Annotated in this window: 19 protein-coding genes and 5 pseudogenes; 10 read left to right on the top strand and 14 right to left on the bottom strand. The window is 51.3% G+C overall.

The annotated features are described in order from the left end of the window. Both DO97_RS02950 and DO97_RS02945 read right to left on the bottom strand, forming a co-directional pair. A pseudogene (locus DO97_RS02950) lies at positions 1 to 400 on the bottom strand (IS5 family transposase); the annotation flags it as partial. A gap of 441 nt (positions 401 to 841) precedes the next feature. Continuing rightward, positions 842 to 1195 carry a helix-turn-helix domain-containing protein gene (locus DO97_RS02945; RefSeq protein WP_036531003.1) on the bottom strand — a complete coding sequence of 118 codons (354 nt, stop codon included), beginning with the start codon at positions 1193 to 1195 and terminating at the stop codon, positions 842 to 844. A gap of 308 nt (positions 1196 to 1503) precedes the next feature. Here DO97_RS02945 and DO97_RS27270 point away from each other — a divergent pair, with 308 nt between their 5' ends. From DO97_RS27270 to DO97_RS02935, 3 genes are read left to right on the top strand one after another with little or no spacing between them, the layout of a single operon-like run. After that, positions 1504 to 1725 (top strand): FGGY family carbohydrate kinase, encoded by a 222-nt coding sequence (locus DO97_RS27270; protein WP_204368443.1) that lies wholly within the window; start codon positions 1504 to 1506, stop codon positions 1723 to 1725. A gap of 35 nt (positions 1726 to 1760) precedes the next feature. Further along, entirely contained in the window at positions 1761 to 3035 is a 1275-nt protein-coding gene (locus DO97_RS27265; RefSeq protein WP_052128308.1) for an FGGY-family carbohydrate kinase, read from the top strand. A gap of 21 nt (positions 3036 to 3056) precedes the next feature. After that, positions 3057 to 4169 (top strand): NAD(P)H-dependent glycerol-3-phosphate dehydrogenase, encoded by a 1113-nt coding sequence (locus DO97_RS02935; RefSeq protein WP_052128307.1) that lies wholly within the window; start codon positions 3057 to 3059, stop codon positions 4167 to 4169. A gap of 158 nt (positions 4170 to 4327) precedes the next feature. On the opposite strand, the gene DO97_RS02930 is transcribed toward DO97_RS02935, so the two are convergent. The 8 genes from DO97_RS02930 to DO97_RS20465 form a co-directional block, all read right to left on the bottom strand. Beyond that, a complete protein-coding gene (locus tag DO97_RS02930; RefSeq protein WP_036531001.1) occupies positions 4328 to 5200 on the bottom strand; it encodes an FIG domain-containing protein in 873 nt (290 codons plus the stop codon). Positions 5201 to 5356: 156 nt separating this feature from the next. Then, the gene (locus DO97_RS30020; protein WP_072016329.1) at positions 5357 to 5890 is read right to left on the bottom strand and encodes an IS630 family transposase; all 534 of its coding nucleotides are present in this window, start codon (positions 5888 to 5890) and stop codon (positions 5357 to 5359) included. 13 nt (positions 5891 to 5903) lie between these two features. Beyond that, positions 5904 to 6287: a helix-turn-helix domain-containing protein gene (locus tag DO97_RS02920; protein WP_052128306.1), complete on the bottom strand. Its 384-nt coding sequence runs from the start codon at positions 6285 to 6287 to the stop codon at positions 5904 to 5906. A gap of 251 nt (positions 6288 to 6538) precedes the next feature. Continuing rightward, a complete protein-coding gene (locus DO97_RS02915; RefSeq protein WP_072016328.1) occupies positions 6539 to 6997 on the bottom strand; it encodes a nitrate reductase associated protein in 459 nt (152 codons plus the stop codon). A gap of 47 nt (positions 6998 to 7044) precedes the next feature. Next, positions 7045 to 8940, bottom strand: a complete 1896-nt coding sequence (locus DO97_RS02910; protein ID WP_239651392.1) for an O-linked N-acetylglucosamine transferase, SPINDLY family protein — start codon at positions 8938 to 8940, stop codon at positions 7045 to 7047. Continuing rightward, a complete protein-coding gene (locus DO97_RS02905; RefSeq protein WP_036530989.1) occupies positions 8909 to 9715 on the bottom strand; it encodes a tetratricopeptide repeat protein in 807 nt (268 codons plus the stop codon). The genes DO97_RS02910 and DO97_RS02905 overlap by 32 nt, the downstream gene beginning before the upstream one ends. Further along, positions 9712 to 12672 carry a DNA polymerase I gene (gene polA / locus DO97_RS02900; RefSeq protein WP_036530988.1) on the bottom strand — a complete coding sequence of 987 codons (2961 nt, stop codon included), beginning with the start codon at positions 12670 to 12672 and terminating at the stop codon, positions 9712 to 9714. The genes DO97_RS02905 and polA overlap by 4 nt, the downstream gene beginning before the upstream one ends. A gap of 140 nt (positions 12673 to 12812) precedes the next feature. Beyond that, positions 12813 to 14543, bottom strand: coding sequence for a diguanylate cyclase domain-containing protein (locus DO97_RS20465; RefSeq protein WP_052128304.1), 1731 nt, complete (start codon positions 14541 to 14543; stop codon positions 12813 to 12815). A gap of 531 nt (positions 14544 to 15074) precedes the next feature. Between DO97_RS20465 and DO97_RS02890 the strand changes: the two genes are divergently transcribed. The 3 genes and pseudogenes from DO97_RS02890 to ctpC all read left to right on the top strand — a co-directional run bounded on the left by DO97_RS02890 (position 15075) and on the right by ctpC (position 18056). Then, positions 15075 to 15278: a hypothetical protein gene (locus tag DO97_RS02890; protein WP_036530987.1), complete on the top strand. Its 204-nt coding sequence runs from the start codon at positions 15075 to 15077 to the stop codon at positions 15276 to 15278. A 188-nt stretch (positions 15279 to 15466) separates the two neighbouring features. Then, positions 15467 to 16694 (top strand): annotated as a pseudogene (ispG, locus tag DO97_RS02885) ((E)-4-hydroxy-3-methylbut-2-enyl-diphosphate synthase). A 67-nt stretch (positions 16695 to 16761) separates the two neighbouring features. Beyond that, positions 16762 to 18056, top strand: a pseudogene (gene ctpC, locus DO97_RS02880) (carboxyl-terminal processing protease CtpC). A gap of 21 nt (positions 18057 to 18077) precedes the next feature. Here the strand turns inward: ctpC and DO97_RS02875 are convergent. Then, complete coding sequence (locus tag DO97_RS02875) at positions 18078 to 18761, bottom strand: DUF4230 domain-containing protein (protein ID WP_081980595.1); 684 nt, start codon at positions 18759 to 18761, stop codon at positions 18078 to 18080. Between the two features lie 119 nt (positions 18762 to 18880). Between DO97_RS02875 and DO97_RS02870 the strand changes: the two genes are divergently transcribed. The 3 genes and pseudogenes from DO97_RS02870 (at position 18881) to DO97_RS02860 (ending at position 23185) form a co-directional block, all read left to right on the top strand. Beyond that, the gene (locus DO97_RS02870) at positions 18881 to 19483 is read left to right on the top strand and encodes a DUF8166 family protein (RefSeq protein ID WP_036530985.1); all 603 of its coding nucleotides are present in this window, start codon (positions 18881 to 18883) and stop codon (positions 19481 to 19483) included. 322 nt (positions 19484 to 19805) lie between these two features. Beyond that, positions 19806 to 21167 (top strand): tRNA (N6-isopentenyl adenosine(37)-C2)-methylthiotransferase MiaB, encoded by a 1362-nt coding sequence (gene miaB / locus DO97_RS02865; RefSeq protein ID WP_036530984.1) that lies wholly within the window; start codon positions 19806 to 19808, stop codon positions 21165 to 21167. A gap of 202 nt (positions 21168 to 21369) precedes the next feature. Further along, a pseudogene (locus DO97_RS02860) lies at positions 21370 to 23185 on the top strand (APC family permease). A gap of 7 nt (positions 23186 to 23192) precedes the next feature. Here the strand turns inward: DO97_RS02860 and ygfZ are convergent. Then, positions 23193 to 24254 (bottom strand): CAF17-like 4Fe-4S cluster assembly/insertion protein YgfZ, encoded by a 1062-nt coding sequence (gene ygfZ, locus DO97_RS02855; RefSeq protein ID WP_036530983.1) that lies wholly within the window; start codon positions 24252 to 24254, stop codon positions 23193 to 23195. 21 nt (positions 24255 to 24275) lie between these two features. Beyond that, complete coding sequence (locus tag DO97_RS02850; protein ID WP_036530981.1) at positions 24276 to 24662, bottom strand: hypothetical protein; 387 nt, start codon at positions 24660 to 24662, stop codon at positions 24276 to 24278. 73 nt (positions 24663 to 24735) lie between these two features. Between DO97_RS02850 and mscL the strand changes: the two are divergent. Continuing rightward, positions 24736 to 25165, top strand: a pseudogene (gene mscL / locus DO97_RS30670) (large conductance mechanosensitive channel protein MscL). Between the two features lie 190 nt (positions 25166 to 25355). Here the strand turns inward: mscL and DO97_RS02840 are convergent. Continuing rightward, positions 25356 to 26162, bottom strand: a complete 807-nt coding sequence (locus DO97_RS02840; protein ID WP_036530979.1) for an SDR family NAD(P)-dependent oxidoreductase — start codon at positions 26160 to 26162, stop codon at positions 25356 to 25358. Positions 26163 to 26623 lie beyond the last annotated feature (461 nt).

Raw genomic sequence — 26623 nt, 5'->3', positions numbered from 1 at the left:
AAACCGTTTTCGACCTTTAATTTGTTTGCCCGCATCGTAGCCCACCGATTGGCTCACTCCAGCGGCACTTTTGACACTTTGACTGTCGATAATCGCTTCCGACGGGCTGCGATGACGCTCCTGTTCAATTCGGGTACACTCTCGCAATCGGTCGTGCATCCGCACCCAGGTTCCATCTTTGCGCCACTGACGAAAGTAGGTGTATACGGTTTGCCATGCCGGAAAATCCCCTGGCAACCCTCGCCATCGCACTCCCTCCACCAAAACATAGAAAACTGGCGTTCAGAACATCCCACATATCGACGCTACGAGGACGACCACCGAATTTCGGCTCGGGTATCAAGTCGTTGAGTAGTTCAAATTGGGCTTGAGACAAATTACTGGGGTAAGCTTTACTCATGACGCTCTCTCAGTGCTGTGTACGACATATTCGCAGCTTACACTGAGTGAGYCTTTTTTACTCACTAAACGACTTTTAAAACACCCTCTTATGGGCAGCTGATTATCCATCACCACTACAGCCCCTTTCCATAGCTTTGGAACTAGATCGGCTTGCAAAAATGTCTTGAATTGTTCTCCGGTCTTCGATTGGCCTCATGGTTTGAGCGCAAGGATCGATTGGGAACTAATTGCTCCAATAACGCTGACCCGACTCCCACGGTAAAAAGGCTTGCTATCGTACAATCGCTCGCTTCGCTGGCTTCTTCCCAGTAGCCACATCATTCCCAGGAGCAGGGCCATCTCATCTAGAAAAACCAAATCCTCCAGAGCCACCTCACGCACCCTGTCCTAAAATTCTAGTCGCTTGATTTGATTGTTCTCGGTTTCGCCTTCGCTACTTCTAAGTGGTTTTTTTCAGGGTTAATCCTTGCTGTTGCAACCATCGGCACATGGTACTCTGGCTCACCCATTCGCCCGTTTGGTCTGCCCAATCCTCGCAATATTCAGACAATGTATAGTCAGGATGGTTCGTCACCATGCTTCGTAGCAGGTTCTCTTGCCCCTGTAAGTGACTGGTTCTACCTCCTGTTGCGGGTAATGGGAAAAGTGTCCCTTGTTCCCGATGCTGTTTGAGTAGAGCTTGTACTGTACTTTTGCTCACTTGAAACAGTTCTGCGACTTTGCGGATGGATATATTACCTGCTGTGTAGGTGTTCACGATACGTTGTCGTAGTTCCAGAGAATAGGCTCTCATCTCTTTGGCTAATTGATTGATGGGTTCCCTCTATTGTGTATTGTGCTTAACTGTTTCGCAAACTGCTGTACTGGTTTTGTGCATTTCCTACTAGTACAGCGTTTTGCACGTCCATTAGACACAAGCATATTTCCAAAAATCATTGCTGAGAAAGGGTTACAGGATCTCTTCCGTGTTCAGTGCTTGAGCTAGCCGCTGTAAATTGGCTTGACTTGGTATGTAACGCAGCCTGATTTGGATAAAGTCGAGCTTATCGCCTATGCTATAAAAGACCAATTTTTACCCTGCGGAATGTAGGTCTTACTAAAATGATTGATCAACAACAATTAGTAATAGGAATTGATTGTAGTACAACAGCGTGTAAAGCGATCGCATGGAACAGAGAAGGAAAAGCTATTGCCAAAGGAATGGCAACTTATCCGCTATTAAAACCACAAGCAAATTGGTATGAGCAGGATGCGTCACAATGGTGGAATAGTACTTGTAATGCTATCCAGCAATTACTGGCTGAGATAGATAAAAAAAGATAGAGGCTGTTTGTATTACCCATCAACGAGAAACTTTTGTGGCTGTAGACAGTGCAGGAAATGCAGTTCGCAATGCCATTGTCTGGATGGATAAACGCAGCCGTAAGCAAGTGAGATTTTTGGCAGAGAAAATTGGCACAGAACAAATCAACAAACTGACGGGTAAACCAAATGCCATGACTCCTTCTCTACCCAAAATTATTTGGCTAACTGAGAATGAAATGGAAACTGTTACTCGTACTTACAAATTTTTAGATGTTCATGGATATCTGGTATACCATTTGACCAACAATTTCCGCACTAGTTTAGCTTCTGCGGATCCAATGGGAGTCGTGGATATGCAGGCTAATACTTGGGCAGATGATTTACTCACTTGTTTAGGTCTAAAAAAAGGACAATTTGCCGAGTTAGTACAACCAGGTTCGATAATTGGCTATGTAAATTCAAGTGCAGCAGCAGCAACAGGATTATCTAAGGGTTTACCCGTAATTGCTGGTGCTGGAGATGGTCAGTGTGCAGGTTTGGGTGCAAATGCTGTTGGCAATAATCGTGCCTATCTCAATTTAGGAACAGCCATTGTTAGTGGGATTATCAGCAGTGATTATCTTGTAAATCCAGCTTTCAGAACTATGTATGCCCCGATTCCTCAATCTTATTTTCTGGAAACTGTGTTGTTGGGCGGCGTATTCACAATTAATTGGTTTGTAGAAAAATTTGCTAACGACTTACGTGGTTTTAATTTGAATTTGAGTCCGGAAGAAATTCTGGAAACAGCGGCGGCAAAACTACCTCCAGGGGCAGATGGATTAATGTTAGTACCTTACTGGAATTATGTCATGAATCCCTATTGGGATGCCAGCGCCTCTGGTATTACTATCGGTTGGACAGGAACCCACGGGCGAGAACATCTTTATCGGGCAATTTTGGAGGGGATTGCTTTTGAACAAAGACTTGTAGGCGATGAGGTGATGGCAGCACTGAACCAAAGGTTTAGTGAGTACGTAGTTATGGGTGGTGGCAGTCAAAGCAATCTTTGGTGCCAAATTGTGGCGGATATTACCGGTGTGCCAGTGGTACGTTCTCAGACTACCGAAGCCACTTGTTTGGGAGCTGGTATTCTCGCAGCTGTGACAGTAGGGTGGTATCCTGACATTAAGATTGCTGCTTCATCAATGACGGGTGTAGGTTCACATTTCATACCAAACCCCCAAACTCAAGCTATTTATGAAAAACTGTACACTGAAGTCTATAAACCATTGTTTCCTACCGTGCAATCATTAGTGCAGCGATTAGCTGATTTAACTCAAGTCTAAAAAATAGGAATTAGATGCAAAATGGTGAAAATTTTAATTTTGGGTGCTGGGGTAATGGGAACTGCCTTAAGTATCCCTTTCACCGATAATGAACATAACGTTAATTTAGTTGGAACCCACCTAGACGGTGATATTATTCATAAGTTACAAGCAGGTTATCCCCATCCTCATTTGGGTGTCCAGATAGGAAAAAGTGTTACAGCTTATAGATATGACCAATTGAGTGAAGCCATAAAAAGTGTAGACCTGGTTGTAATCGGCGTTAATTCTCACGGTATAGAATGGGCTGCCCAAGCCCTCAGTCCGATATTATCAGCAGATATTCCAATCTTGGTTGTCACAAAGGGATTGGTAGGCGATGGCAACAAATTATTGATTTTGCCTGACGTTATCCGTGCCAATTTACCAAATACTATCAGCGATCGCATACAAATTGCTGCTATTGGTGGTCCTTCTATTGCCAAAGAATTAGCTGCTCGCCGCCATACTTGCGTTATGTTTACCAGTACAAATCCCACCTTGCTAGAATATCTAGCTTCTAGTTTTCGTACTCCTTACTATCATATTTGGACAAGTACAGAAATTCTAGGCATTGAGGTGTGTGTGGCACTAAAAAATGTCTATGCCCTTGCTGTCGGTTTAGTGATTGGCTTTTTGGAAAAAGCAAATAAAGCAGTGAATGATGCAGAGATGCATAATTTGGCTGCGGCTATCTTTGCTCAAGGAATGTGGGAGACAGCCTACTTAGTAGATCGGCTGGGAGGTCAACCCGAAAGTGTTTACGGTCTTCCCGGTTCCGGTGATTTATACGTTACCTGTCAAGGTGGACGTAACAGCCGTATGGGTCGTTTGTTGGGATTAGATATACCCTACAGTCAAGCTAAAGCCGAACACATGCTCAATGATACTGTTGAGGGTGCTTCTTTAGTTTTAGCAATTGGGAAAACCGTAGAAAATATGATCCATAAAGGTGATTTGGATGATATCGCCATCCCTTTATTACTTACCATGATTGATATTGTATGTCATGATGCCCCTGCTATTATTCCTTGGGATAAATTTTTTTCTAAATCTCCATGCCCTGCATCTCATTTTGGTATTGAGCCGAGATATGGTCAAAAACCTGCAAGATGACCTGATAAGTCTTGATTTTCTATGTTTTTAACATTATGGTCAGCGCGACTAAAGATGAAATTGAATTAAATTTTTTTAGCGAAAATGCTAGCTCCATTATTTCTATTATAAGATTTTCCGTGGTATACCAGGAAAATAGAAGCTGCTGATTACTAGGATTAATACGAAAATCTAAGATTATCCTTTGTATAACATCGAGATTTTTTCATGGTCTGTAAGATCAGCAAAACTTCTGCCAGTAACAGCTGATGGTTACAAACAATGTAATCAATTTGTTGCTCTAGTTCCATATTAATCTCATCCAGAGAGTTACCATCTAAATCACAAAGAATACCACCTGCATACTTCAAGATTGGGTAACTCAATAAATTAAAGTTATCTGAACCCTTCCTAGCTTCGATCATTAAATCTGCTGCATTCCGGGCAATCTCACATATTTCCATGCCTGCGTTATCAAAGGCTCGAATATCACGACAGAGTAGAAAGACTGGTAAACTTGCCTCTAATTGCTGTTTGGCTAATGAGTAACCTGGTCGTAAATAAGCAATTGCATCCGCCAAACAGGGCTTACCTTGACATTGTATCTGTATATTTTTCTGGATCAGATAATTGATATAATAGGACGCTGAAGCTTCGGTATAGTAAATATCTCCTGACCTAAGTCCCTCTACATAAGCAAATTCAAGATCTTTGAGTTTAATTTCTTTGGTTTTCTCGGAGATCGCCACTACAATGCAGGGATCACCGACTCTTCGATCCCAGTTCAATGAGCCATCCACTGGATCGACAAAAATTGAAAATTTTGCATTTCTATGTTGCTGAAGTGAATGGGATTCCACATAAATGTTACAGTTAAAACCTTCCAGGACTTCTAAAAGAACTTTAGTTGCAAGATGGTCAACTTTATGGATTGACTTCAGATTGGCTGGGCTAGGAGGAAGCTCTCCTTCAGATATAGGAGCGATCAAATCCTCTATTAAAGCTTGTTTAATAGATTGACTAATTTTTTGAGCTAGAGCGTAGTAATTCATTTGAAAATAACCCGTTATATAGCAGTCATAAGTCACTTGTAGATTTTGATTTTTTCTGGGTAAGGATTTTAGGTGAATTTAGTTTACAGCTTATTTTGGACTACTATAAAATCAACTCTATGATTTGCGGGTGAATTAATACAGCGCATTGCGCAACTAAGAGAGACAGTAGCAACAGTGGGGAAGCCAATTGCGAAAGTGCCTAGGGTTGGAGAGTTGTATTGCCAGCTTGAGCAGTTTATCGACCGCCTCCCAAGTTTTTGGACAAACGCGCCTGAGCAAGCTTTTGAGTTGCGACCATAGATGCTCAATCGGATTAAACTCTGGCGAATAAGGAGACAGGTAAACGATTCGAGCCCCTGCAGATTCAATCATGTCTTGAATCCCTTCCACTTTGTGAACAGGCAGATTATCCATCACGACGACAGCTCCCTTCCATAATTTGGGAACGAGCTGCATTTTGATGAAGTGACAAAAGTCATCCCCTTTCATGGAATGGTCTAAGGTTTCTAGCGCTAGGACTCGATTGTGACTCATTGCTCCCATGACTGTTACTCGTTTGCCTCGATAAAATGCTTTGATGCCATAGGCTCTAAGACCTTTAAGTCTTCTGCCCATTGTCCGCATTTGACCCAGCAGGACACCCATTTTATCAACAAAAACAAGGTTACTGGGTTCAACGTCTCTAATGCTTTTCCAATACTCAAGCCGTTGCTGCTGACCCGATTCTGTAGCGGCTTGGGCGCTGCGCAGTGTTTTTTTTCGGCGATAAATTTTGCCTGCTCAGAAAGCGACACATTGCCGATGCACTTAAGCGCCTTCCCGATAGCTCTTGCCAGTGTTCACAGTATTCTTCCAGTGTCCAATCTGGGTATTGATTGACCATATCGATAATTTCAGCCTGATGGGGAGCCAGTTGACTTGCCTTACCGCCAGTGGCTGGCTTGGGTGAGAGATCGCCTGTTGTCTTTTGCTGGTGCAGCAGACGTGTCACCACCCCTTTCCTGACCATGAACCGTTTTGCTACTTTACGGATTGAGGTATTTCCCGCTTCGTAGGCTGAGACAATCTTCTCTCGTATATCCATCGACTAAACTGGCATTCAACCTCCTTCTCTCTGTCTCATTATTGTGCCTGACTGTTGCGCAAAGCGCTGTATCCTTCACTGTTGAACAAATTTTGGCCGCTGGCACCCTCATCTAAAGCGATCGCCATCATGGGCAAAGCCTTATGAGCAAATCTTTAGGAGCATCAACCTCTACGTTAGTTGCAGCCATCCGGCCCCAGCAGGTTGGCTCGTAGATTAAAGAATTCTTCTGACTTCAGCCCTGGGGACTGTCAAAGAAGCAGGTGAAACTCCCGCAGTGCTGGTAAAAGATTTTGATGCTCATGCTTTGATTGGGCAAGCTTAATCAAGGCAAAGCGTTGCAGAGCGGATAATCCGGCCCACTTTTTTTGGGTGATCACAACCCCCCAGCATCCTGCCTGTTGCTGCACACTCTCTGGAACCGCACTCACATCCAGCCAGGGGGGAATAGCGGCGATCGCTAATTCTGAGGGGCGATCGCCCGTATAGTGAACAACCCAAGCCTGTAACTGTTCTCGATAGTGCTGTACCTCATCGGCAGTAACACAGGGTAGCTCTACCAGGGCTAGCCGTTCTGCCTGGGAAAACTGATGCCACTGAGCAAGCTTGAGTTTAATGCCACAGGTGTCTAACTTACAGCGCACCGCCATGGGGATGCAGCGCAGGGACTCGACAAAATCGGCTTCAAACTCAAAGAACATCGTCATCATTGTTACCTGAAAGGAACTCCCATCATGGCAATCCTGCCAGTGCCTCACTAGCTATCTTGCGGTTGTCGCGGCGACTGCTCCTGACACCAGCTCTGCCACAGCTGACGGTAGGTCTGCTCTAGGCTGTGGACAAACCGGGGCGGATCACAGAGGGTGGAGTTGACCAGGCGCTGCCGCAGGGTGGTTCGCCATTGGGCTAATTTCTCTAGGTTCTGGGCTAGCTCCACCGCTTTTGCTAGATAGGCAGTGGGGGAAGTGGTGACCAGATCGGTGAGTTCGACCGCTGACAGCAAACTCATCCCCACCCGCTCCACATGCACCGTTCCAGCCAGGGTAATCACAGGTACACCCATCCAGAGCGCTTCACAGGTTGTGGTAGTACCGTTGTAAGGAAAGGTGTCAAGGCCAATATCAATCTGGTTGTAAAGTCCTAGATGATCCTGAGATGCGGGCAAGAACCCCACCAATTGCACCCGCTGGGCATCTATCCCTTGCGCCTCAAAGAGTTGTCGGCAGCGATCGCGGGTAGCTGGATCATCCAGAGAGCCGTTTTTGAGCATGATCTGGGCAGTGGGTAAGGCCGTGAGAATCTCTGCCCACAGGGCAATCACCTTCGGCTGCATTTTTGCCAGGTGATTAAATGAGCCAAAGGTAATGCGCCCGGCAGAGAGAGCGGGTAAGGGAGCAACCTCCGGGGCGGAGGCAAAGGGTTGATAACACAGAAAGCAATGGGGCAACCGCACCAGTTTTTCGGTGTAGAGGTCTTCGGTTTGCCCCACGGGATCGGCCCAGGCATCGGTGAGACGATAGTCCATCTGGGTTAAACCCGTGGTGGCCGGATAACCCAAGTAGCTGATTTGGAGCGGTGCGGGTTGATGGGCAAACACCCGCAGCCGATTGTTCGCGGTGTGTCCTGCTAGATCCACCAAAATATCGATACCATCGGCCTGAATTTGCTCGATCAACTGAGTATCATTCCAGCCCAGGGTGAAGTGCCATTTCCCCGCCGCCTGTTGCAGCCGTTGCGTCACCGCATCGGGACGATAGACCTGCGCGTAGCAAACGGTTTCAACGATCTGCGGATTGTGGTGAGCCAGGATGGGTTCAATGAAATAAGACACCGAATGGGTACAGAAATCAGGAGAGACATAGCCCACCCGTAGGGGACGGTTCGGGTCTGGCAGGGAGGATGGAGGGGGAGAGGCGGGAACCAATCCGTGGCGAGTTGCCCAGTGGTGAGCCTCGGTGACCTGTTCTGTTGGTGAATGATCAGGGCTGAATAGCAGACAGTGGAGCAGATTGGAACGGGCGACTTCAAACTCGGGGTCAATCTCCAAGGTGCGTTGATAACACTGAATGGCTTCGGCGACTAACCCCTGGGCATGTAGGGTCAACCCGAGATTGGAGTAGGCTCCAGCCAGATGGGGGTTGAGGGCGATCGCCTGTTGATGCACCGCTGCGGCTTCACTGAGCTGACTCAACTTGTGCAGTACCAGCCCCAGGTTCATGTATGCGGCGGCAAAGTTGGGACGCTGGGCGATCGCCTGCCGATGGCATTCTGCGGCCTCTGCATATCGCCCCTGAAGCTCCAGGGTGTTTCCCAGATTGGTGTGGGCTTCGACCAGATCGGGTCGGAGGGTCAAGGCTTGCTGAAACAGGGCGATCGCAGCGGGGAGTTGTCCCAACTTTTCCAGGGTAATGCCCAGGTTGTTATAGGCTTCGGCAAAGTTGGGATTAAGGCTCAGGGCTTGCTGGAAATGCTCATAGGAAGCTGGTAACAAGCCTTGGGATTGCAAAACCAAGCCCAGGGCATTGTGAGCAATCACCAGATCGGGCTTGTGGTGGAGAGCCTGTTGATAATGACCCGTGGCAGCTTCCCACTGGCGTTGCATCTGGCAGAGGTTGCCCAGATTAAAGTGAGCTTGATAAAAGCTGGGATTCAGGGCGATCGCCTGGTGGTAATGGTGGGCGGCGGCCTCCAGATACCCCTTGGGCTAACAGAAGGTTGCCCCAATTGTTGTGGGCGGCAGGAAAGTGGGGTTGGAGGGTCAAGGCCTGCTGATAGCAGGCGATCGCTGCTTCAGGATTTCCCTCATCCTCCCAGTTCATCCCTAGGTGGCGGAGCACTTCCACATTGTCCGGTTCCAGCTCCAGAGCTGCTTGAAACTGCTGAATTGCTGCGCCTCGATCCCCGTGGGTCGAGAGGGCAATACCTAGATCGAGGCGAACTGCCGCCCCATGGGGTTGCAGCTCCAGGGCTTGTGACAATGTGGCGATGGCGGCGGTGACTTCTCCCTGCTGTAACTGACAAACCCCCAAGCCATGATAGGCAGCAGCATGACTGGGATCAAATTCCAGCAGTTGTTGATACAAGAGGGTCGCTGTCCCCCATTGCTCAGACTGCTGCTGTTGCTGGGCAACGGAGAGCAACACAGCCCCCAATTCTAAGGCCCCAGTGTCGATCTCCTCTGGGTTACCGTCGGTGATTGCAGCCAGCCAGGTGGCCTGGGCTTCTAACTCCTGTCCCTGCAATAGCAGCGCCACCCCCAGCCACCAGTAATGAGTTCGTACTCCGGGCTGCTGCTCAAGGCGCTGCTCCAACTCGGCGATCGCCCTGGGATAGTCGCCTTGTATGACCCATTGCCAAACGGGGGAGAGATCCTCGGGGGGTATCTGCGGCTGATTCATGCTCTGACTGCCATCCATTGCCGCCGTCATTTGGTCTCCATCCAATTTTGTCCGGTGTGAATTTCAACCCGGAGAGGAACTCGCAGGGTCACGGCCTGTTCCATGGTGGTGGTAATTTGAACTTGCAAGCTAGGCCATTCCTCTGGGGGCAATTCCAGCACCAGCTCGTCATGAACCTGTAGCAGTAGTCGGGCTTGATAGGACTTGAGGACTTGATGCAGCCGCACCATGGCAATTTTAATGATGTCGGCACTCGATCCCTGAATAGGGGCATTGGCCGCCGCCCGTAGCAGGGCAGCATCCCCCTGATCCCGTAGCTTCAGTTGCTCTAAGTCAATCGTTTCTGGATGGCACCCCCGGAGTTTGCGGAGGTTCTCACTATTGAAGTTGAAGTAGCGCCGCCGACCGAGGATGGTTTCAACATATCCCTGGGCGATCGCCTGTCGCTGCATTCGTTGCAAATAGGCAAACACCAAGGGATAGCGCTGGTTAAAGCGATCAATAAACACCTTGGCATCGGCGGCTTTGACATTGGCTTCCCGGGCAAAACGTTGGGCACCCATGCCGTAGATCACCCCAAAGTTAATAATCTTCCCCAGACGCCGCTCCTCAGAGGAAATAGTCTCCTTCTCGAACAGGAGTTGGGCGGTGAGGGTATGGACATCTTGATGCTGCTGATAGGCCGTCACCAACACCGGCTCATGGCTGAGGTGGGCGAGAATCCGTAACTCGATTTGGGAGTAGTCCGCTGCCGCCAGCAACCAACCGGATTCCGGCATAAATGCCTTGCGAATCTGGCGACTAAAGGCAGTGCGAATGGGAATATTCTGCAAGTTGGGATGGGAAGAGGACAACCGTCCCGTGGTGGTAACCGCCTGGTTAAAATCCGTATGGACGCGCTGGGTATCTGCCCGCACCAGTAGCGGCAGGGCATCGACGTAGGTGGATTTGAGTTTTGAGAGGGTGCGGTGCTCTAAAATCGCCTCCACCACTGGATGATCATCCTGCAATTTCTCCAGGGTAGCCGCATCGGTGGAATAACCGGTCTTGGTCTTGCGGGATTTACGCCGATCTAACTGCAGGGTTTCAAACAATAAGATGCCCAGTTGCTTGGGAGAGCTGAGATTAAAGGTTTCCCCTGCCGCCGCATAGGCCCGCCGTTCAATGGCAGCTAAGTCCTGTTCCAAGGCTTGAGAAAAGGTTTGCAGGTAGGGCTGGTCAATGCGAATTCCCGTATATTCCATCCCAGCGAGGACGGGTTCCAGGGGTTGCTCCACCGTCTGCAAAAGTTGCTGTAAGGCTGGAATCGCCGCGAGTTCAGCTTGGAGGGGAAGCACCAAACAGAAGGTAGCATAGGCATCCATGCCGCAGTAAACCGCAACCGCCGCAATCCCAATATCCGCTATGGTTTTGCCTTTAGGTACTAAATCCGTATAGCGGGTGGCCGTGATCCCCAAATAGCGGTGGGCTAAATCCGTGAGATTATGGCTGGCATCTGGATTGAGGAGATAACTGGCCAGCATCGGATCAAACACCACCCCTGCCAGATCAAGACCCTGGCAGCACAGTACCAGACGGTCAAACTTGGCATTCTGGAGCACCTTGGGGTAGGTAGGATTCTCTAAAATCGGACGCAGGGATTCCAGTACCAGGGTTTTGTCGAGATTCTGACCCTGTTGGTGTCCTACGGGAATGTAGGCGATGTCAGAACGGCCCTCGCCCCAGCAACAGCCAATGCCCACCAGTTCAGCATCCCGGGGTTCCAGTCCGGTGGTTTCAGTGTCCCAGGCCACGGGGCTAGTGGGGTCGGTATGGGTTTGCAGCCGTTGAATCAAGGCGTTGAGCAGCGCCGGGGTGTCAATAATTTGGGGGGCGATGCTCGGAGAGTGGTCTTTGAGCATCGCCAGGGGAAGCTGCTGCTGGGCGGCTGCCGTATCATCGGCACTAAAGAACCATAAGTCCCCCGACTCTGAATCGGCTGGGGAAAGATCGGGGGTAGGCACCGCCGTCACGGTTCCTCCCAGGGTTTCCTGAATCTGATCTAACTGATTCAAGAACTGGCGAAATTCTAGCTTTTGCAGCAAGGGTACCAAGCGATCGCGATCGTAGCCTCGCAGTTGGCAATCGGCCAGGGTCAGCTCTAGGGGAACATCCTGAACAATTCGTGCCATGAACTGGGAATGGAGGGCAGACTCCCGACCTACTTCCAGTTTTTGCCGGAGGGTTCCCTGAATTTTTTCGAGGGACTGATAAATCTGGTCAAGGGAACCGTAGGTTTTCAGTAGTTGCACTGCGGTCTTCGGGCCAATGCCCCGCACCCCTGGAATGTTATCAGAACTGTCCCCACACAGCGCCTTGTAGTCAACGACTTGGGCGGGCAAGATCCCCAATTTTTCTTCCACCGTTGCAGTGAGAAATTCTTTGGAGCCGGAGAGTCCCTCCCGTTGAGCAAAGGCTCCACTCAGGTGCAACACCGTAATCTGATGGTCAGGGTCAATCAGTTGAAATAAGTCCTGATCGCCGCTGAGAATCTTCACCTGATAGCCTTGGTGGCTGGCCCGTTCGGCGAGGGTGCCAATCACATCATCGGCTTCATAGCCCGCCGCGGTCACCACTGGGATATTGAGTGCCCGCAGCAGCTCCTGTAAATTCTCGAGATCGGGGTGAAAGTCCTCTGGGGTTTCGGGCCGACCTTCTTTATAGGTATGATCTGCTTCGTGACGGAAGGTGGGTTCCCTCAGATCAAAGGCGATCGCCACATGATTGGGGTGTTGGGCGGTGATCACTTCTAGGAGTGTCTTGAGAAACCCAAAGCTGATACTGGTAGGAATGCCTGTAGACGTGCGGAGTCCGCCATCCCGACCTTTGGCGTGGGCGAAATAGGAACGAAAGGCCAAGGAGTGACCATCCACCAACAGAACCAGGGAAGGTTTAGGGAATAAACTGGGGGTTGTGGCCCCACTCAGGGTAGTAGGAGATTCAGCCATGGACTCACTCTATCAATTCCCTAGAGCAGCGACCAGCAGCCCCTTAGGTTTGCCACCACCGCATTAACCCAGGTTGGGAGCGCCCTCCCAGATCTGCCATCACACAAATCGCTGCCATCAGCTCCGCCATCCATTCAAATTTAGGAAGCTATCATCGCTGGGTCAAAGACCTTATAACAGCCGCGACCCGCTGCTTTGGCATGGTACATCACTAGATCGGCATCCCGAAGTAAATCCTCTGGGCTGTTGTAGTCAGGTCGATAGAGGGTAACGCCAATACTGGCGCTGATGGTAACCTCGTGACCATCCAGATAGAAGGGTTCTGCCAAGGTCTTAAGAATGCGATCGCTGACGTAGATCGTATCTTCGATATCCTTCACTTTCTCCATCAAAATCGCAAACTCATCGCCCCCGAGACGAGCCACCATATCCGTTGGCCGCAGACAGGCTCGCAGGCGTTGGGCGATCGCAATCAAGAGTTGATCCCCCACCAGGTGGCCTAAGGTATCATTGATGGTCTTGAAGTGATCGAGGTCAATAAACAGCACCCCAAATAGGGACTCTTTGGAGCGTTTGGCCTGACGAATCGCCTGCCCGACCCGATCCTGGAACAGCGCCCGGTTGGGGATGCCCGTCAGCGGATCATGGTAGGCATCATAGACCAGTTGTTCCTCAACCCGCTTCCGGTCTGTGATATCAAAGGCAGTGCCCAAGGTGGCGGGGTGGCCTGCAAACTCAATCGAACTGGTGGTGATATCTAACCAACGCTGGAGTCCATGCTTGGTGAGAATTTTCATCTCATAGCGCGAGGGGAAGGCAGCATTTTGGTTCGCCAGCCATTGCTCTCGCATCAGATCCCGGGAGTCGGGAGCCATTACATACCAGAAGGTCATGGCCAGTAACTCTTCCCGTGAGTAGCCGGTAATGGCGGACATAGCAGAGTTGACATAGCGAATACGAGCCCCCGTGGCAATGAGAATGCCCACAGGTACCATTTCAGCCAGAGTGCGAAATTTGGCCTCACTTTCCTGAAGGGCTTCTTCCACCCGCTTGCGCTCGGTGATGTCAATATTGACCCCCAGAATTCCCGTGATCTGGGCAGCTTCCCAGATCGGAGCCACGATATTGAAAAACGTGTGCGATCGCCCCTGATGATGGTACTGAACCTCTCCCTGAACAACCTCTCCCGTGAGGGCTCGTTGGTTACTTGTCTGCCAGGTGGCGAGTAGGTCTGGTGATAACCCTGATGCTTCGGGACGTTGACCGATCTGGTTTCCCCAGCGCTCAATGGAAGTGGAGTTCTGCATCAGGCACTTGCCGCTGACATCCCGTAGCCAAAACTCGAAGGGTAGCTGCTCTACCAAGGTATGGAGTCGGGCTTCACTTTCCCGGGCTTTACGCAGCGCTAGCCGCAGTTCTAATTCATCCAGAACCGTAGCGGCTATCTCTTCTAGGAGGGTGAGTTGATCACTATTGAGCTGGCGAGGAATCCTATCCAGGACACTCAGGGTACCCAGAATCCAGCCATCAACCGTCTTCAGGGGGACACCGGCATAAAACGCTGGAGAGATCGTTGGGTCGCCTCCCAAATCTCCCCATTCACCGGGAAGAATCTCCGGTAACATCACTGTATCGGCTTGAAAAATCACCTGTTGACACCAAGACTTAGACCTTTCGATCTGACTCAGTTCCAACCCCCAGACTGATTTGAACCAAACTCGGTACTGATCAACAAAGCTAATCCAGGCTATGGGAACCATCAGTTGCCGCGCCACAATACGAGTCATGCGATCAAACGCTGCCTCTGGGGGGGTGTCGAGAATTTCGTATCGCCTCAGCACTTCAAGGCGCTCTTGCTCATTCTGTAGCACCCTTATGGTCACAAACTCCCTCTGCTTTTAGCTTCTGAAGTACTGAATCTCAGTGAGCAATCGTAGCCGATGCGGACGGTGGATCTATTTTTAGAGGGGCAGCAGTTATGTTTACCCTCAGGGAGGTGACACCATCTGCTGCCTGCCGATAGTTGAAAATTGATTGCCTGCCGATACTCTACCTTACTTTGAGGGAGAGGTTAGTGGGTAAATACCTGCCCAAAACTGTAAATTTCTCGCTTAAATTGCAGATATTACCTACGTGATCTGTCAAGATTTTCGGGCGGGGGTGAAAACCCTCGAAAAAATACCCCCCTTAAAACTCTTAATCCATACACTCAAGGGTGACAGCATACCCGCTTCCTGGACGAGATCGACGGTCATTGGCATCCCCGCTCCTCCCTCGCTAGATTGCTCCGCGAGCCTTACCTGCCGTGGGCAACCGGATTCATTTTCAATCCGCAGCCACTCTTTGGGTCAAGGGTAATATAGAATCACTGCCAAGCTGCTGTTACGACTTGGAGAGAGACCGTGACTGTCAATTGTGCCGAAGCCTGTATTAACGGTTGTATCTTAGGAGACCAGTGTCCCCATCGGGAATACGCCACCATCGCCACCCAGTTCATCCATAAAACATCCCTGGACAAAATGTTAGAGATTGCCGAGGAATCCCTGCGCAAGAAACTCATGGCTCCTGCCCAATGGGTCTTGCCAGAGAATCCGCAGTCCCCCTGATCGGGGTTGCAGAGATCTCCTGATTCTTAGCAGCTGCGGTTGTCTGAATTTGTGGCAATCTGGGATATAGAAAGCCCAGAATTTAGAAATCCCCATCCTGGGCTTTCTCTGGCGTGTCTTGTCAAGATTGCTGGATTCCCAGACTCTCAAGCATTCTTTAATCTGCTGTCTCACCACGCTCACCTCCTATGCAAACTCTGTCGAGTCCCACCGCTGCGATCGCGACGACCCAGCCAGTTTCTCCAGACACGATGATTCAGCGTCGCCAGACACGCCCCGTCCGTGTTGGCAGTGTCACCATTGGGGGGGGGGCATCCCGTGGTGGTGCAGTCCATGATCAACGAAGACACCCTGGATGTAGAAGGCTCAGTCGCCGGGATTCGGCGGCTCCATGAAATTGGCTGCGAGATCGTGCGGGTTACCGTTCCCAGTCTGGCCCATGCTTATGCCCTGGCTGAGATCAAGCAACAATTACTTTCCACCTATCAACCTGTTCCCTTAGTTGCTGATGTCCACCACAATGGACTGAAGATTGCCCTAGAAGTGGCCAAACATGTTGACAAAGTGCGGATTAATCCCGGCTTGTATGTCTTTGAGAAGCCCAAAGCCAACCGCAGTGAGTATACCCAATCTGAGTTTGACGAGATTGGGGAGAAAATTCGTGAAACCCTTGAACCATTGGTGGTTAGCCTCCGTGACCAAGGTAAGGCGATGCGGATTGGCGTCAATCATGGTTCCTTAGCCGAGCGGATGTTATTTACCTACGGGGACACCCCCGAGGGCATGGTGCAGTCAGCCTTAGAATTTATCCGCATCTGTGAATCTCTAAATTTCCAAAATCTGGTAATTTCCCTCAAAGCCTCGCGGGTGCCGGTGATGTTGGCGGCCTATCGGCTGATGGCACATCGGATGGACGCACAGGGAATGAGTTATCCCCTGCACTTAGGGGTCACAGAAGCGGGGGATGGGGAATATGGCCGGATTAAATCCACCGCAGGCATCGCCACCCTCTTGGCAGATGGCATTGGCGATACCATCCGGGTGTCCCTCACTGAGGCTCCCGAAAAGGAAATCCCCGTCTGCTACAGCATCCTGCAAGCCTTGGGGCTACGCAAGACCATGGTGGAGTATGTTGCTTGTCCCTCCTGCGGACGGACGCTCTTCAACTTAGAAGCAGTGTTGCAAAAAGTCCGGGAAGCAACCAAACACCTCACGGGTCTCGACATTGCCGTCATGGGGTGTATTGTCAACGGTCCCGGTGAAATGGCGGATGCTGACTACGGCTACGTCGGTAAGCAACCCGGATATATCTCTTTGTATCGGGGGCGAGATGAAATTAAGAAAGTCCCAGAAGCTGAAGGCGTAGAGGAGTTGATCAACCTGATTAAGGCGGATGGACGTTGGGTCGATCCCTAAAATCCCATGTGTTAGAGTGGGATAACTTTTTTCAGCCCCCTCGCCACGCTCCAGAAACGGCATCTCTATGGCAACAACGAAACAGGCTCTCGTCATCGGCGCGACGGCCCTTGCAGCGACCGCCGTCACCATTACGGGTGTCGGGATTAATTTGTCGCGCGGTCAAGCCTTCTTTCGTGAAAGTCCGAAAGAAGTTGTGGATGAAGTTTGGCAGGTGATTGACCGCTCCTACGTGGATGGCACCTTTAACCAGACTGACTGGAAGGCCGTGCGGCGAGAAGTCTTAAGCCATCCCTATAAAGACAAAGCAGAAGCCTACACGGCGATCCGGGAGATGCTGAAAAAATTGGGTGACCCCTACACCCGATTTATGGACCCGGAAGAGTTCAAGAACATGCAAATTGATACCTCTGGGGAGCTAACCGGGGTGGGAATTCAATTGGCCCAGGACGAAAAAGTAAAAAACTCGTTGTCGTTGCACCCATTGAGGGTACCCCCGCCGCTACCGCTGGCGTGCTGGCCAAGGATATCATTACCAAGATCGATGGCAAGAGCACCGAGGGACTAAGTGTCAATGAAGCGGTGACCCTGATCCGGGGGGCCGTCGATACAGAAGTCTCTCTGACGATTCTCCGGGGCAATCAGCAACTGGAATTTACCCTCAAGCGGGCTCGGATTGAAATTCATCCGGTTCGCTACAGTGTGCGGCAAGAGCCCAAGGGCAAAGTTGGTTATATTCGCCTGGTACAGTTCAGTGCCAATGCGGCCTCTGAGATGTCCGCTGCCATTAAGGATTTGGAAAAGCAGCAGGTGACAGGGTACATCCTAGATTTGCGCTCCAACCCTGGAGGACTGTTGTTCGCCAGTGTGGACATTGCTCGCATGTGGTTAGAAGAAGGCACCATTGTTTCCACTGTGGATCGTTGGGGTGAAACGGATCGGGAGCGGGCGAGTAAGGCTGCTCTCACCGATAAGCCCCTGGTGATCTTGGTGGATGGGGGCTCTGCCAGTGCAAGTGAAATTCTTTCGGGGGCGTTGCAGGATAATCATCGCGCCCTGCTGGTGGGTACCAAGACCTTTGGCAAGGGGCTGGTGCAGTCTGTGCGTGGCTTAGGAGATGGTTCTGGGTTGGCGGTTACCATTGCCAAGTACTTTACCCCCGATGGTCGAGATATCAATAAAGAAGGCATTCATCCTGATGTGGAAGTCAGCCTCACCGAGGCGCAGCGAGAGGAATTGGGGCGCGATCGCAACAAAATTGGGACGACTGCCGATCCCCAGTATGCGAAAGCTCTGGATGTACTCACCCAACGCATTGCCAGCGAGAACTCCCAACAGCAGGCAGAGTCTCGAGTGAAGTAGCCATTGATTATGCGGGGAAGTTTAACCAGGATCGTTACAGGCAGCAGCAGTGGGTATTTGCGTTTCCACAATTACTTCTTGGTAGCCAGCGGTTTCTAAAATCTTCTCTACCAGTTGTTGGGCATTTTGGTTGGTGACTTGCAGCAAGTTTTGGGTGCAGGCTTCCATAGTAATTTGGTGCAAGGCTTCCCTTTGGGCTCTTTCTTTGAGTTCCAACTCTACATCTGGGCCAAACCAGCGTTTATAGTGAGCGAGGACACTTGAGCGGTTGACATTGAGGGATACATGGGTAATTTGAGGCGGGGGCAGTAGCACGTGAATCCGTCCCTGGGCGCGGTCGAGGAGACGAGCCTGCAACTGAGAAATATTGATCCCAGCCTGGACATCCCCCACCCCTTCGTAAACCAGATGGGTATCACCAATACTAAAGCTACCAAGTTTGCGGTCTTGACTCACCACCACCGTTGCCTTGGTGGCGACGCTGGCAGTGGTTAATTCACTGCGACTCCGCAATTCATTGGTAATCAGGGTTCTGACTTCCACAGAAGTAGTCGCTGCCGGAAATAATTGAGCTTCCAGCAGGCGAAAGCCATACCAACCCGTGAGGAGAATTGCTGTACCCATGATGAGAACCGAGGTTCCCTGCTGAAATAAACGACTGGCGGCGATGAGAATCATCTGTATCCAGGTACGGGTTGATGTCATGCTCCCCTCCACGCCTCCATGGGTCTGATGCAACTTGGTAGTCCCCTATTTTAGCTTGCTGGGTAGAATCCCTATAATCGGGAGCGAGTGTTCCCATTGGTTATGTGGAGAAAAGTCCCATGCAGCTTGGCAAAGTTGTGAAGTCGAATTCCCATTGCGATTATGTGGTGCAACTCGATGATGTCCTGGCAGTTGCGTCCCCTCCCCAACCCGATGACTATGGATTTGGCTGCTTTGTCAAATTATCAATTCCCCATAAGCCGTGGGTGGTGGGCTTAATTTACGATTCTCAACTCTTGAACCCCCAGTTTGCCAGTCCAGGCCCCCGGCTCTCTGCTGAACCCGATCTCCTATTTACTCCCGACCTGGTCGGTGAAACCCGCACGCTGCTGTGGACTCTGTTGATTGGAACGCTGGAAACCGTTCAAGGGCGGTGCTATGGAGTCCAGGGAATTCCCCAAAGTGTGGTGCCGGTGAATACCTTGGTCTATCGCATGAGTCCCCAGGAGGTTTACCAATTTCATCTCAACCCGCAGCAGCGTCCCCAGTTTTGCTATTACGGCCATCTTTTGCGCTGTGGCGGTAGCTTTGCCGCAGAATTAACCCAGCGGGTGCTCCAGGACTTGGTGGGTAGCGACCTGTTTTCTAGCGTTGATCAGCGGGCTTTAGCAGTGCTATGTAAAGAACTAACGTGGCGGAATACAATGGCTGCCATGCGCTAGGAGCTAACAAGGTGCCATGGCATCTATCCATTGATACAGATCTCGACCAGTGTTCTCCATCGTCCGGGGTCGCAAAATCTAACAAAACCTCGCCTAATCTTTCCCATGGCTCTAGTCCTCCGTCAACCTTGAGTTAATGGAACAAGCGTTTTAAGGGGGGATGTTTTGAGGGTTTTCACCCGATCAAAAAAATCTTGACACTAAGAATTGCCTCAAGTGTCTATCCCCTTGGTTCCCTCAGAAACCTCCGGAGAACGAGAGCGGTGTAGGGTCAAACTATAATGAGAATGCCTTGCCTCCCCACCTTACAACTGCTGTTCCCATGACCTCTCCCCGCCGTTATCACATCACCACGTTTGGCTGTCAGATGAATAAGGCTGACTCTGAACGAATGGCTGGCATTTTGGAAACCATGGGCTTTGAGTCAGTCGCGGAGCCGGATGCTGCCGATTTAATTCTCTACAACACCTGCACCATTCGTGACAATGCGGAGCAAAAGGTCTATTCTTATCTGGGACGACAGGCAGCCCGCAAACGGGAACAACCCAATCTCACCCTGGTCATTGCCGGATGTGTTGCCCAGCAAGAAGGGGAACAACTGTTGCAGCGGGTGCCGGAGTTAGATCTCGTCATGGGGCCACAGCACGCCAACCGTCTCCAAGATTTGCTGGAACAGGTGTTTAACGGCAACCAAGTGGTAGCGACGGAAGCTATCCAGGTGATGGAAGATATCACCCAACCCCGACGAGACAGTCAGGTGACCGCTTGGGTGAATGTAATTTATGGCTGTAATGAGCGCTGTACCTACTGTGTGGTGCCCAATGTGCGTGGCATCGAACAGTCCCGCACCCCCGCCGCCATCCGTACTGAGATCGTCGCTCTTAGCCAGCAGGGCTACAAAGAAGTGACGCTATTGGGGCAAAACATTGACGCCTATGGCCGAGATTTACCGGGTGTCACCCCCGAAGGTCGTTATCAACAGACGCTGACGGACTTGCTTTACTATATCCACGATGTCCCCGGCATTGAGCGCATTCGCTTTGCCACTAGCCATCCCCGGTATTTTACCGAGCGGCTGATCCGAGCCTGTGCGGAACTCCCCAAGGTATGTGAACACTTCCACATTCCCTTCCAGTCCGGAGATAATGCCATTCTCAAGGCCATGGGTCGGGGCTACACCCAGGAAAAATACCGCCGAATCATTGACACCATTCGGCAGGTGATGCCGGAGGCGGCAATTAGTGCCGATGCCATTGTCGGGTTCCCCGGTGAAACCGAGGAGCAGTTCGAGAATACCTTAAAGCTCACTGAAACCATTGGGTTTGATTTGCTGAATACCGCTGCCTATTCCCCCCGACCGGGTACCCCCGCTGCTCTCTGGTCTGATCAGGTGAGTGAAGTGGTGAAGCGCGATCGCCTGCAACGGTTAAATCATTTGGTCAGTGTCAAAGCTGCGGAGCGATCGCAGCGTTATCAGGGACAGGTGGCAGAGGTCTTGGTTGAAGATCAGAACCCCAAGAACCCTACCCAGGTGATGGGACGAACCCGAGGCAATCGCCTGACTTTTTTCCCTGGGGACATTACCCAACTTAGAGGATGCCTCGTGCCGGTACAAATCACCGAAGTCCGCGCCTTTAGCCTCACAGGGGAACCCGTATTGATGCTCTCTGGGGCTCCCAGATAAGGGGGATTTTTTTGGCCGATGCCCCCTGCCTTGGGAGATGATTCAGGAAGAATGCAGTTGAATCAGGGAAAAGGCAGGCTTGATGACCCAGACAAACAACCTCGTCACCCAAACCAGTCAACGCTTTAGTCAGTGGTTTTTGACTGACAACCCCGGTACTGGCAAAACGAGCCATCCGCAACAACATCCCTGGTGGCAGGTCATGTGCTTAACGGGGGTTGATTACTTCTCCACCCTGGGCTATCAACCGGGAATTGCAGCCCTCGCAGCCGGGGCACTCTCTCCCTTTGCTACCTTGGTGTTGGTGCTGCTGACCTTATTAGGGGCGCTGCCTGTTTACCACCAGGTTGCCATTGAAAGCCCCCATGGAGAAGGCTCCATTGCCATGCTGGAACGCCTACTTTCCTGGTGGCAGGGAAAGCTCTTTGTCCTCTGTCTGCTGGGCTTTGTCGCCACTGATTTCATTATTACCATTACCCTCTCGGCAGCTGATGCCACGGCTCATATCATTGAAAACCCCTTCACCCCTGCTTTTCTCCATCACCAGCAAATTGGGATCACACTGCTCTTGGTGGCACTCCTGGGTGTCGTGTTCCTGCGGGGCTTCAAGGAAGCCATTGGCATTGCCGTAATTCTGGTTGCCGTTTACCTACTCTTGAACGGGGTAGTGATTGGAGTCGGCTGCGTTCAAGTCCTGCATCATCCCACTGCGATAGCGGATTGGCGAACCGCTCTGTTCACCCAATATGGCAATCCCCTGTGGATGGTGGTAGTGGCCCTGCTCCTATTCCCCAAACTAGCTTTGGGGCTGTCAGGGTTTGAAACTGGGGTGGTGGTCATGCCTTTGGTACAGGGAGATCCCCAGGATACAGAAACTAACGCCCCAGGCCGGATTCGTCATACTCATCGGCTCCTCACCACCGCCGCTGTAATTATGAGCGTCTTCTTAATTACCAGTAGCCTGGTGACGGTGTTACTGATCCCATCTGCCGAATTTGCAGCGGACGGTGCTGCCAACGGACGTGCCCTCGCCTATCTTGCTCACCGCTATTTAGGGAGTGGTTTTGGCACCCTCTACGATCTGAGCACCATCCTGATTCTCTGGTTTGCCGGAGCCTCGGCCATGGCAGGGTTGCTGAATGTTGTGCCTCGCTACCTCCCCCGCTATGGCATGGCACCCAACTGGGCCCGCAAAACTCGACCGTTGGTGTTAGTCTACACAGCGATCGCCGTCGTGGTGACAATCCTGTTTCGAGCTAATGTGGATGCCCAGGGTGGGGCTTATGCAACGGGGGTGCTGGTATTAATGAGTTCAGCAGCCTTTGCAGTCACCCTTTCCGTTCGGGCGCAGGGGCGATCGCGCCGCCGGACTGCCATCAGTGGCCTGATCACATTAGTGTTCTTTTACACAACGGTTATTAACATCGTTGAGCGCCCCGAAGGGATTAAGATTGCGGCCGTTTTTTATCGGCATTATTATTCTTACGTCACTGGTGTCCCGCATCTGGCGGTCTACAGAGTTACGGACAGAGCGGGTGGAGATGGATGCTGTTGCCCAGCAATTTATTGCCGATGCTTGCAATGGGACAGTGCGGCTGATTGCCAATCATCTGGATGCTGGGGATGACCAAGAGTACTTTTTAAAGGAACAGGAGGTACGGGAAGACAACCACATTCCGGCCACAGATCCGATTTTATTCTTGGAAATAAAGGTATCGGATGCCTCTAAATTTGAGGATACCCTCCGGGTTAGAGGCATTCAGGTGCATCACTACCGCATCCTGCGCGCCGAAAGTTCCGCCGTTCCCAATGCGATCGCGGCTTTTCTACTCTATCTGCGCAATCATACTCAAAAGCTGCCCCATGTCTATTTCAGCTGGGGCGATGGTAATTCCCTCCAGTATGCCCTGCGTTTTATTCTCTTTGGGGAAGGCGATATTCCCCTCCTCACCCGTAAAGTTCTACGTCAAGCCGAAAAAGATCCGGCCCAACGTCCTGGAATTCACATTGGGGGATAGGTCGCCCTTAGTTCTGCCCCGGTAGCTCCCGGCTGAGAAAAGGCACGTCCACCAATTGGCCGCTGCTGTCCCCTACGTCCACAGAGAGGTTTTCCCCCCCTGCCTTGGTGCGGATATAGGCCAAACCTACCAATCCAGTTGGGGTGGCGGTGACACTGGTCAACTTTCCCACCTTCTCCTCGCCCACCCGAATCACGCTCCCTGGCTCCACGGGCTGCTGCAAGCGAATGCCCCACAGTTGTTGCTTCACCCCTTTGTAAGTTTGCAGGCGGGCAATGGTTTCCTGGCCGATGTAACATCCTTTGCTAAAGGAAACCGCGTGCCAGAGTCCAGCTTCTAGGGGATTATATTCCTCGGTGAGTTCTCGGTCGGGTGCCGGACGGCCCTGCTGAATCCGCAACTGCTCCCAGCCTTGCTCTCCCAGGGGCACGGCTCCAGCGGTTGTTAGGGCTTGCCAGAGGGCGGCTGCATCCGAGGTATCCAAGCAGAGGGTATAACCAGGAAGTGCCAATCCACTGCCCACAGCAACCCGCACCTTTAGGTTAGCCAGGATTTGGCAGCAATGGGTACCAGGGGCAGCCCCCAGCAACGGATCTCCCCCCAAAGCGGCTAGGAGGCGATCGCTCTGGGGACCGATCAAACTAAACGTCGCCATTGTCAGAGTCCGATCCTGAATTACCACCCGATCAGCGGGGAAAATATACCGATCTAGCCACGCCAACAGGGCTTGACGGCGGTTGGGGGAGACCAGCAACAACACCCTATCCTCTAGAACATAGGCCGTGACCAGATCAAGGGTGCGAGCCGTCGAGGTTACAAAAACCGTGTCACACCCGGCTCCGGGCTGGAGGCTATTAAAGTCATTGGTACTCTGGTTTTGCAAATACCGGATGCGATCCGCTCCGGAGATCTCGATCCGTCCCCAGTGGCAGCGATCGCAAACGGCGACCTGCTGTTGCGCCGCCGCCACAGCCACCGGATCATTGCCAAAGGTCAATGGCACCGATAGATCGGCGATGTCACCCAATGTTGCCCCGGCATTCACTTGAAGTTGATGCAGATTCGTCATGAGATTGCTGCTCTGAGTTGCTTAACCGTTCAAGCTGGGCAGGTTGGCAAAAACCTCGGCCACTAACTGGTCTGCTTTGCTATCTAAACGGTGCCAGTCCACTTCTCCTTCAGCGTCAATGAGGATGGGATCAATTTGCACCGCTAGACTGCCGTCAAGATCAAGGTCAGGATGATAGTCCAGAAAGCAGATCTGATAACATAATCCCCACAAATCTACCCTCACTTCTGCCTCGTTCCTTCGCAGGCACAGCTGATAGCCCGGATAGGGATCGGTGGCATCCTGATACGTTCCCTGCCAAGTTGACACCTCTAGCTGTTTACGGAGGTTGTCAATCACACGGATCAAGGCTGGTTGCATGAGGAGTTCGGCCTGTTGCCAGATAACCGTACTGGGGATTTTGGGCATCCTGAAATTTCAGCACTGTACAATTATTATCCTACTGAACCATTTTTTATGAACACAGGAGAATCAATAAGACATGGGAATGCGACGTGGGAGACAATCCTTGGGCGGTTTTTTTCATGACTTTAGAGACTTTGCCCTGAAAGGGAATGTGATGGAACTGGCGATCGCCGTCATTATTGGCGGAGCCTTTGGCAAAATTGTCACCTCCTTTGTCCAGGATGTTGCCATGCCACTGATTAATCCCCTTGTACCCGGGGGGAGACTGGCGTCACACGGTGATTGCTCCCGGCATTAAGATCGGTAGTTTCATCGGTTCAGCGGTGGACTTTGTGGTGATTGCCTTGGTGCTATTTGTCAGTATTCGAGCCTTGGAGCGGCTTAAGCATCAATCTGTAGCCGCAGTGCCAATGCCAGCTGCCCCTGATCCAATCTTACTGGCGCAAGAACGACTAACCGTTGCCCTAGAGCGCCTCACCCAAGTGCTAGAGTCGCAGCAACCCTAGTGGTTGATATCTCGGTTCAGCCAGTTAACCCTGATAGGCGATCGCCGTGAGTCTTGGCGGAGCCTTTAGTTAAACCCTTGGGCTATCTGTTTTGGCTGAGTAGTCCCTCCTAGGGAGCGAGGGAATTCTCTTAGGGATCTCGTAGCGATCGCCTGGGAGTTTTTGACGACTCCCAGACGCAGGTTTATCCTCAGCGACCGGGGGATTCGGTCGGTCGCTGCTCATACCGGGGCAGCGGCGCAGCCATGAGCAAAATCTTCTCCAGTAACCAGGGAGCAATGCGGTTACTCCAGGCCACTAAATGACTTTGCCATCCGACCAAGATCTCAGGAGTGTCCTTCTGCAGCCCTGCTACGAGGACTTGAGCTACTCTTTGGGGAGACGTAGGCATGACCCAACGAAACCACTGGAGTTCTCGCACCATGTCTGTATCCGTGAGAGACGGCAGTAACGCACTCACCTGGACATTGTGGGCTGCGAGTTCACCTCGCAAGGCTTGGGTAAAGCCTAAAATTGCAAACTTGGTCGCGGAGTAGGTTGCCATGGTTGGGGCAGCGACCTTGCCCATCAAGCTGGAAACATTGACGATTTTGCCTTCCCGTTGGGCGGCCATGCGTCGAGCAACCAGGCGTGTGATCGTGTACATACCGATTAAATTAATCGCAATCTCTTCCTGGACATTGGCCAGCTTCGACTGCAAGAAGGGAACTTGGTGGGCAATGCCGGCACAGTTGACGAGCAAGTGGAACGGGCCATGATCTCGCCAAACTTGGGCGATCGCAATGTGCACCTCAATCGGCTGGGACAGATCCAAGGGCAGGATCACGGCCTCTATGCCCATCCCTTCGATTTCTGCGGCGACGAGGGCGAGACGCTGGCGGTCTCTAGCGACGAGTACCAGGCGCTGAACACCTTGTTTGGCAAGCTCTAGGGCAATCTCGCGACCAATGCCACGGGATGCTCCGGTTACCAGAGCTATTTTTCCTTGAATATTCATCATCAAAGCCTCAAGAGTTAGAGTCTCACCTGGCTGTGAACCCGTGCCGAACCGAAAGATTGAGTGAAGAAAGCATCCTCGGCACGCAGTCAGACCAATGGTGGATCGATAGTCATGAATGAGTTGGTTTGTCTGGAATCAGCGAATGGGTGTGGAACCAAGATGGATGTAAAGCATGGATCGAACCCCTCCTACAATATGGGCACCTACCAGGAACAACCGAACATACACACGCTAGCAACGGGATCAATTACTTGCAATATTTATTAACAAAATAACTGCATTGTTACAATCCATTACAATGTTCTCAGGAATTGACATCTTGCATGACACCGGTAAAAACCCTGCCAAGCCCAACACTGTCAGTAACTTGCTTCCCGGAAGAGGTGCTTATCCATCCCCCCGATTATGAACTAGCTGACGGGCAATGGCTCGAGGTCGGTCTTTGACCATCGCTGGAG

This window comes from Neosynechococcus sphagnicola sy1 (assembly GCF_000775285.1).
GTDB lineage: Bacteria > Cyanobacteriota > Cyanobacteriia > Neosynechococcales > Neosynechococcaceae > Neosynechococcus > Neosynechococcus sphagnicola.
This window is presented reverse-complemented; position numbering and strand designations above follow the sequence as displayed.

Bases quoted from the DNA above. Each gene is read 5' to 3' on its own strand.
- DO97_RS27270 (WP_204368443.1), top strand. From the start codon at position 1,504: ATGATTGATCAACAACAATTAGTAATAGGAATTGATTGTAGTACAACA.
- DO97_RS02840 (WP_036530979.1), bottom strand. From the start codon at position 26,162: ATGAATATTCAAGGAAAAATAGCTCTGGTAACCGGAGCATCCCGTGGC.
- DO97_RS02920 (WP_052128306.1), bottom strand. From the start codon at position 6,287: ATGGATATACGAGAGAAGATTGTCTCAGCCTACGAAGCGGGAAATACC.
- ygfZ (WP_036530983.1), bottom strand. From the start codon at position 24,254: ATGACGAATCTGCATCAACTTCAAGTGAATGCCGGGGCAACATTGGGT.
- DO97_RS02915 (WP_072016328.1), bottom strand. From the start codon at position 6,997: ATGATGACGATGTTCTTTGAGTTTGAAGCCGATTTTGTCGAGTCCCTG.
- DO97_RS02945 (WP_036531003.1), bottom strand. From the start codon at position 1,195: ATGAGAGCCTATTCTCTGGAACTACGACAACGTATCGTGAACACCTAC.
- DO97_RS02850 (WP_036530981.1), bottom strand. From the start codon at position 24,662: ATGCCCAAAATCCCCAGTACGGTTATCTGGCAACAGGCCGAACTCCTC.
- DO97_RS02935 (WP_052128307.1), top strand. From the start codon at position 3,057: ATGGTGAAAATTTTAATTTTGGGTGCTGGGGTAATGGGAACTGCCTTA.
- DO97_RS02905 (WP_036530989.1), bottom strand. From the start codon at position 9,715: ATGACGGCGGCAATGGATGGCAGTCAGAGCATGAATCAGCCGCAGATA.
- DO97_RS02930 (WP_036531001.1), bottom strand. From the start codon at position 5,200: ATGAATTACTACGCTCTAGCTCAAAAAATTAGTCAATCTATTAAACAA.
- polA (WP_036530988.1), bottom strand. From the start codon at position 12,672: ATGGCTGAATCTCCTACTACCCTGAGTGGGGCCACAACCCCCAGTTTA.
- DO97_RS02870 (WP_036530985.1), top strand. From the start codon at position 18,881: ATGCAGCTTGGCAAAGTTGTGAAGTCGAATTCCCATTGCGATTATGTG.
- miaB (WP_036530984.1), top strand. From the start codon at position 19,806: ATGACCTCTCCCCGCCGTTATCACATCACCACGTTTGGCTGTCAGATG.
- DO97_RS02875 (WP_081980595.1), bottom strand. From the start codon at position 18,761: ATGACATCAACCCGTACCTGGATACAGATGATTCTCATCGCCGCCAGT.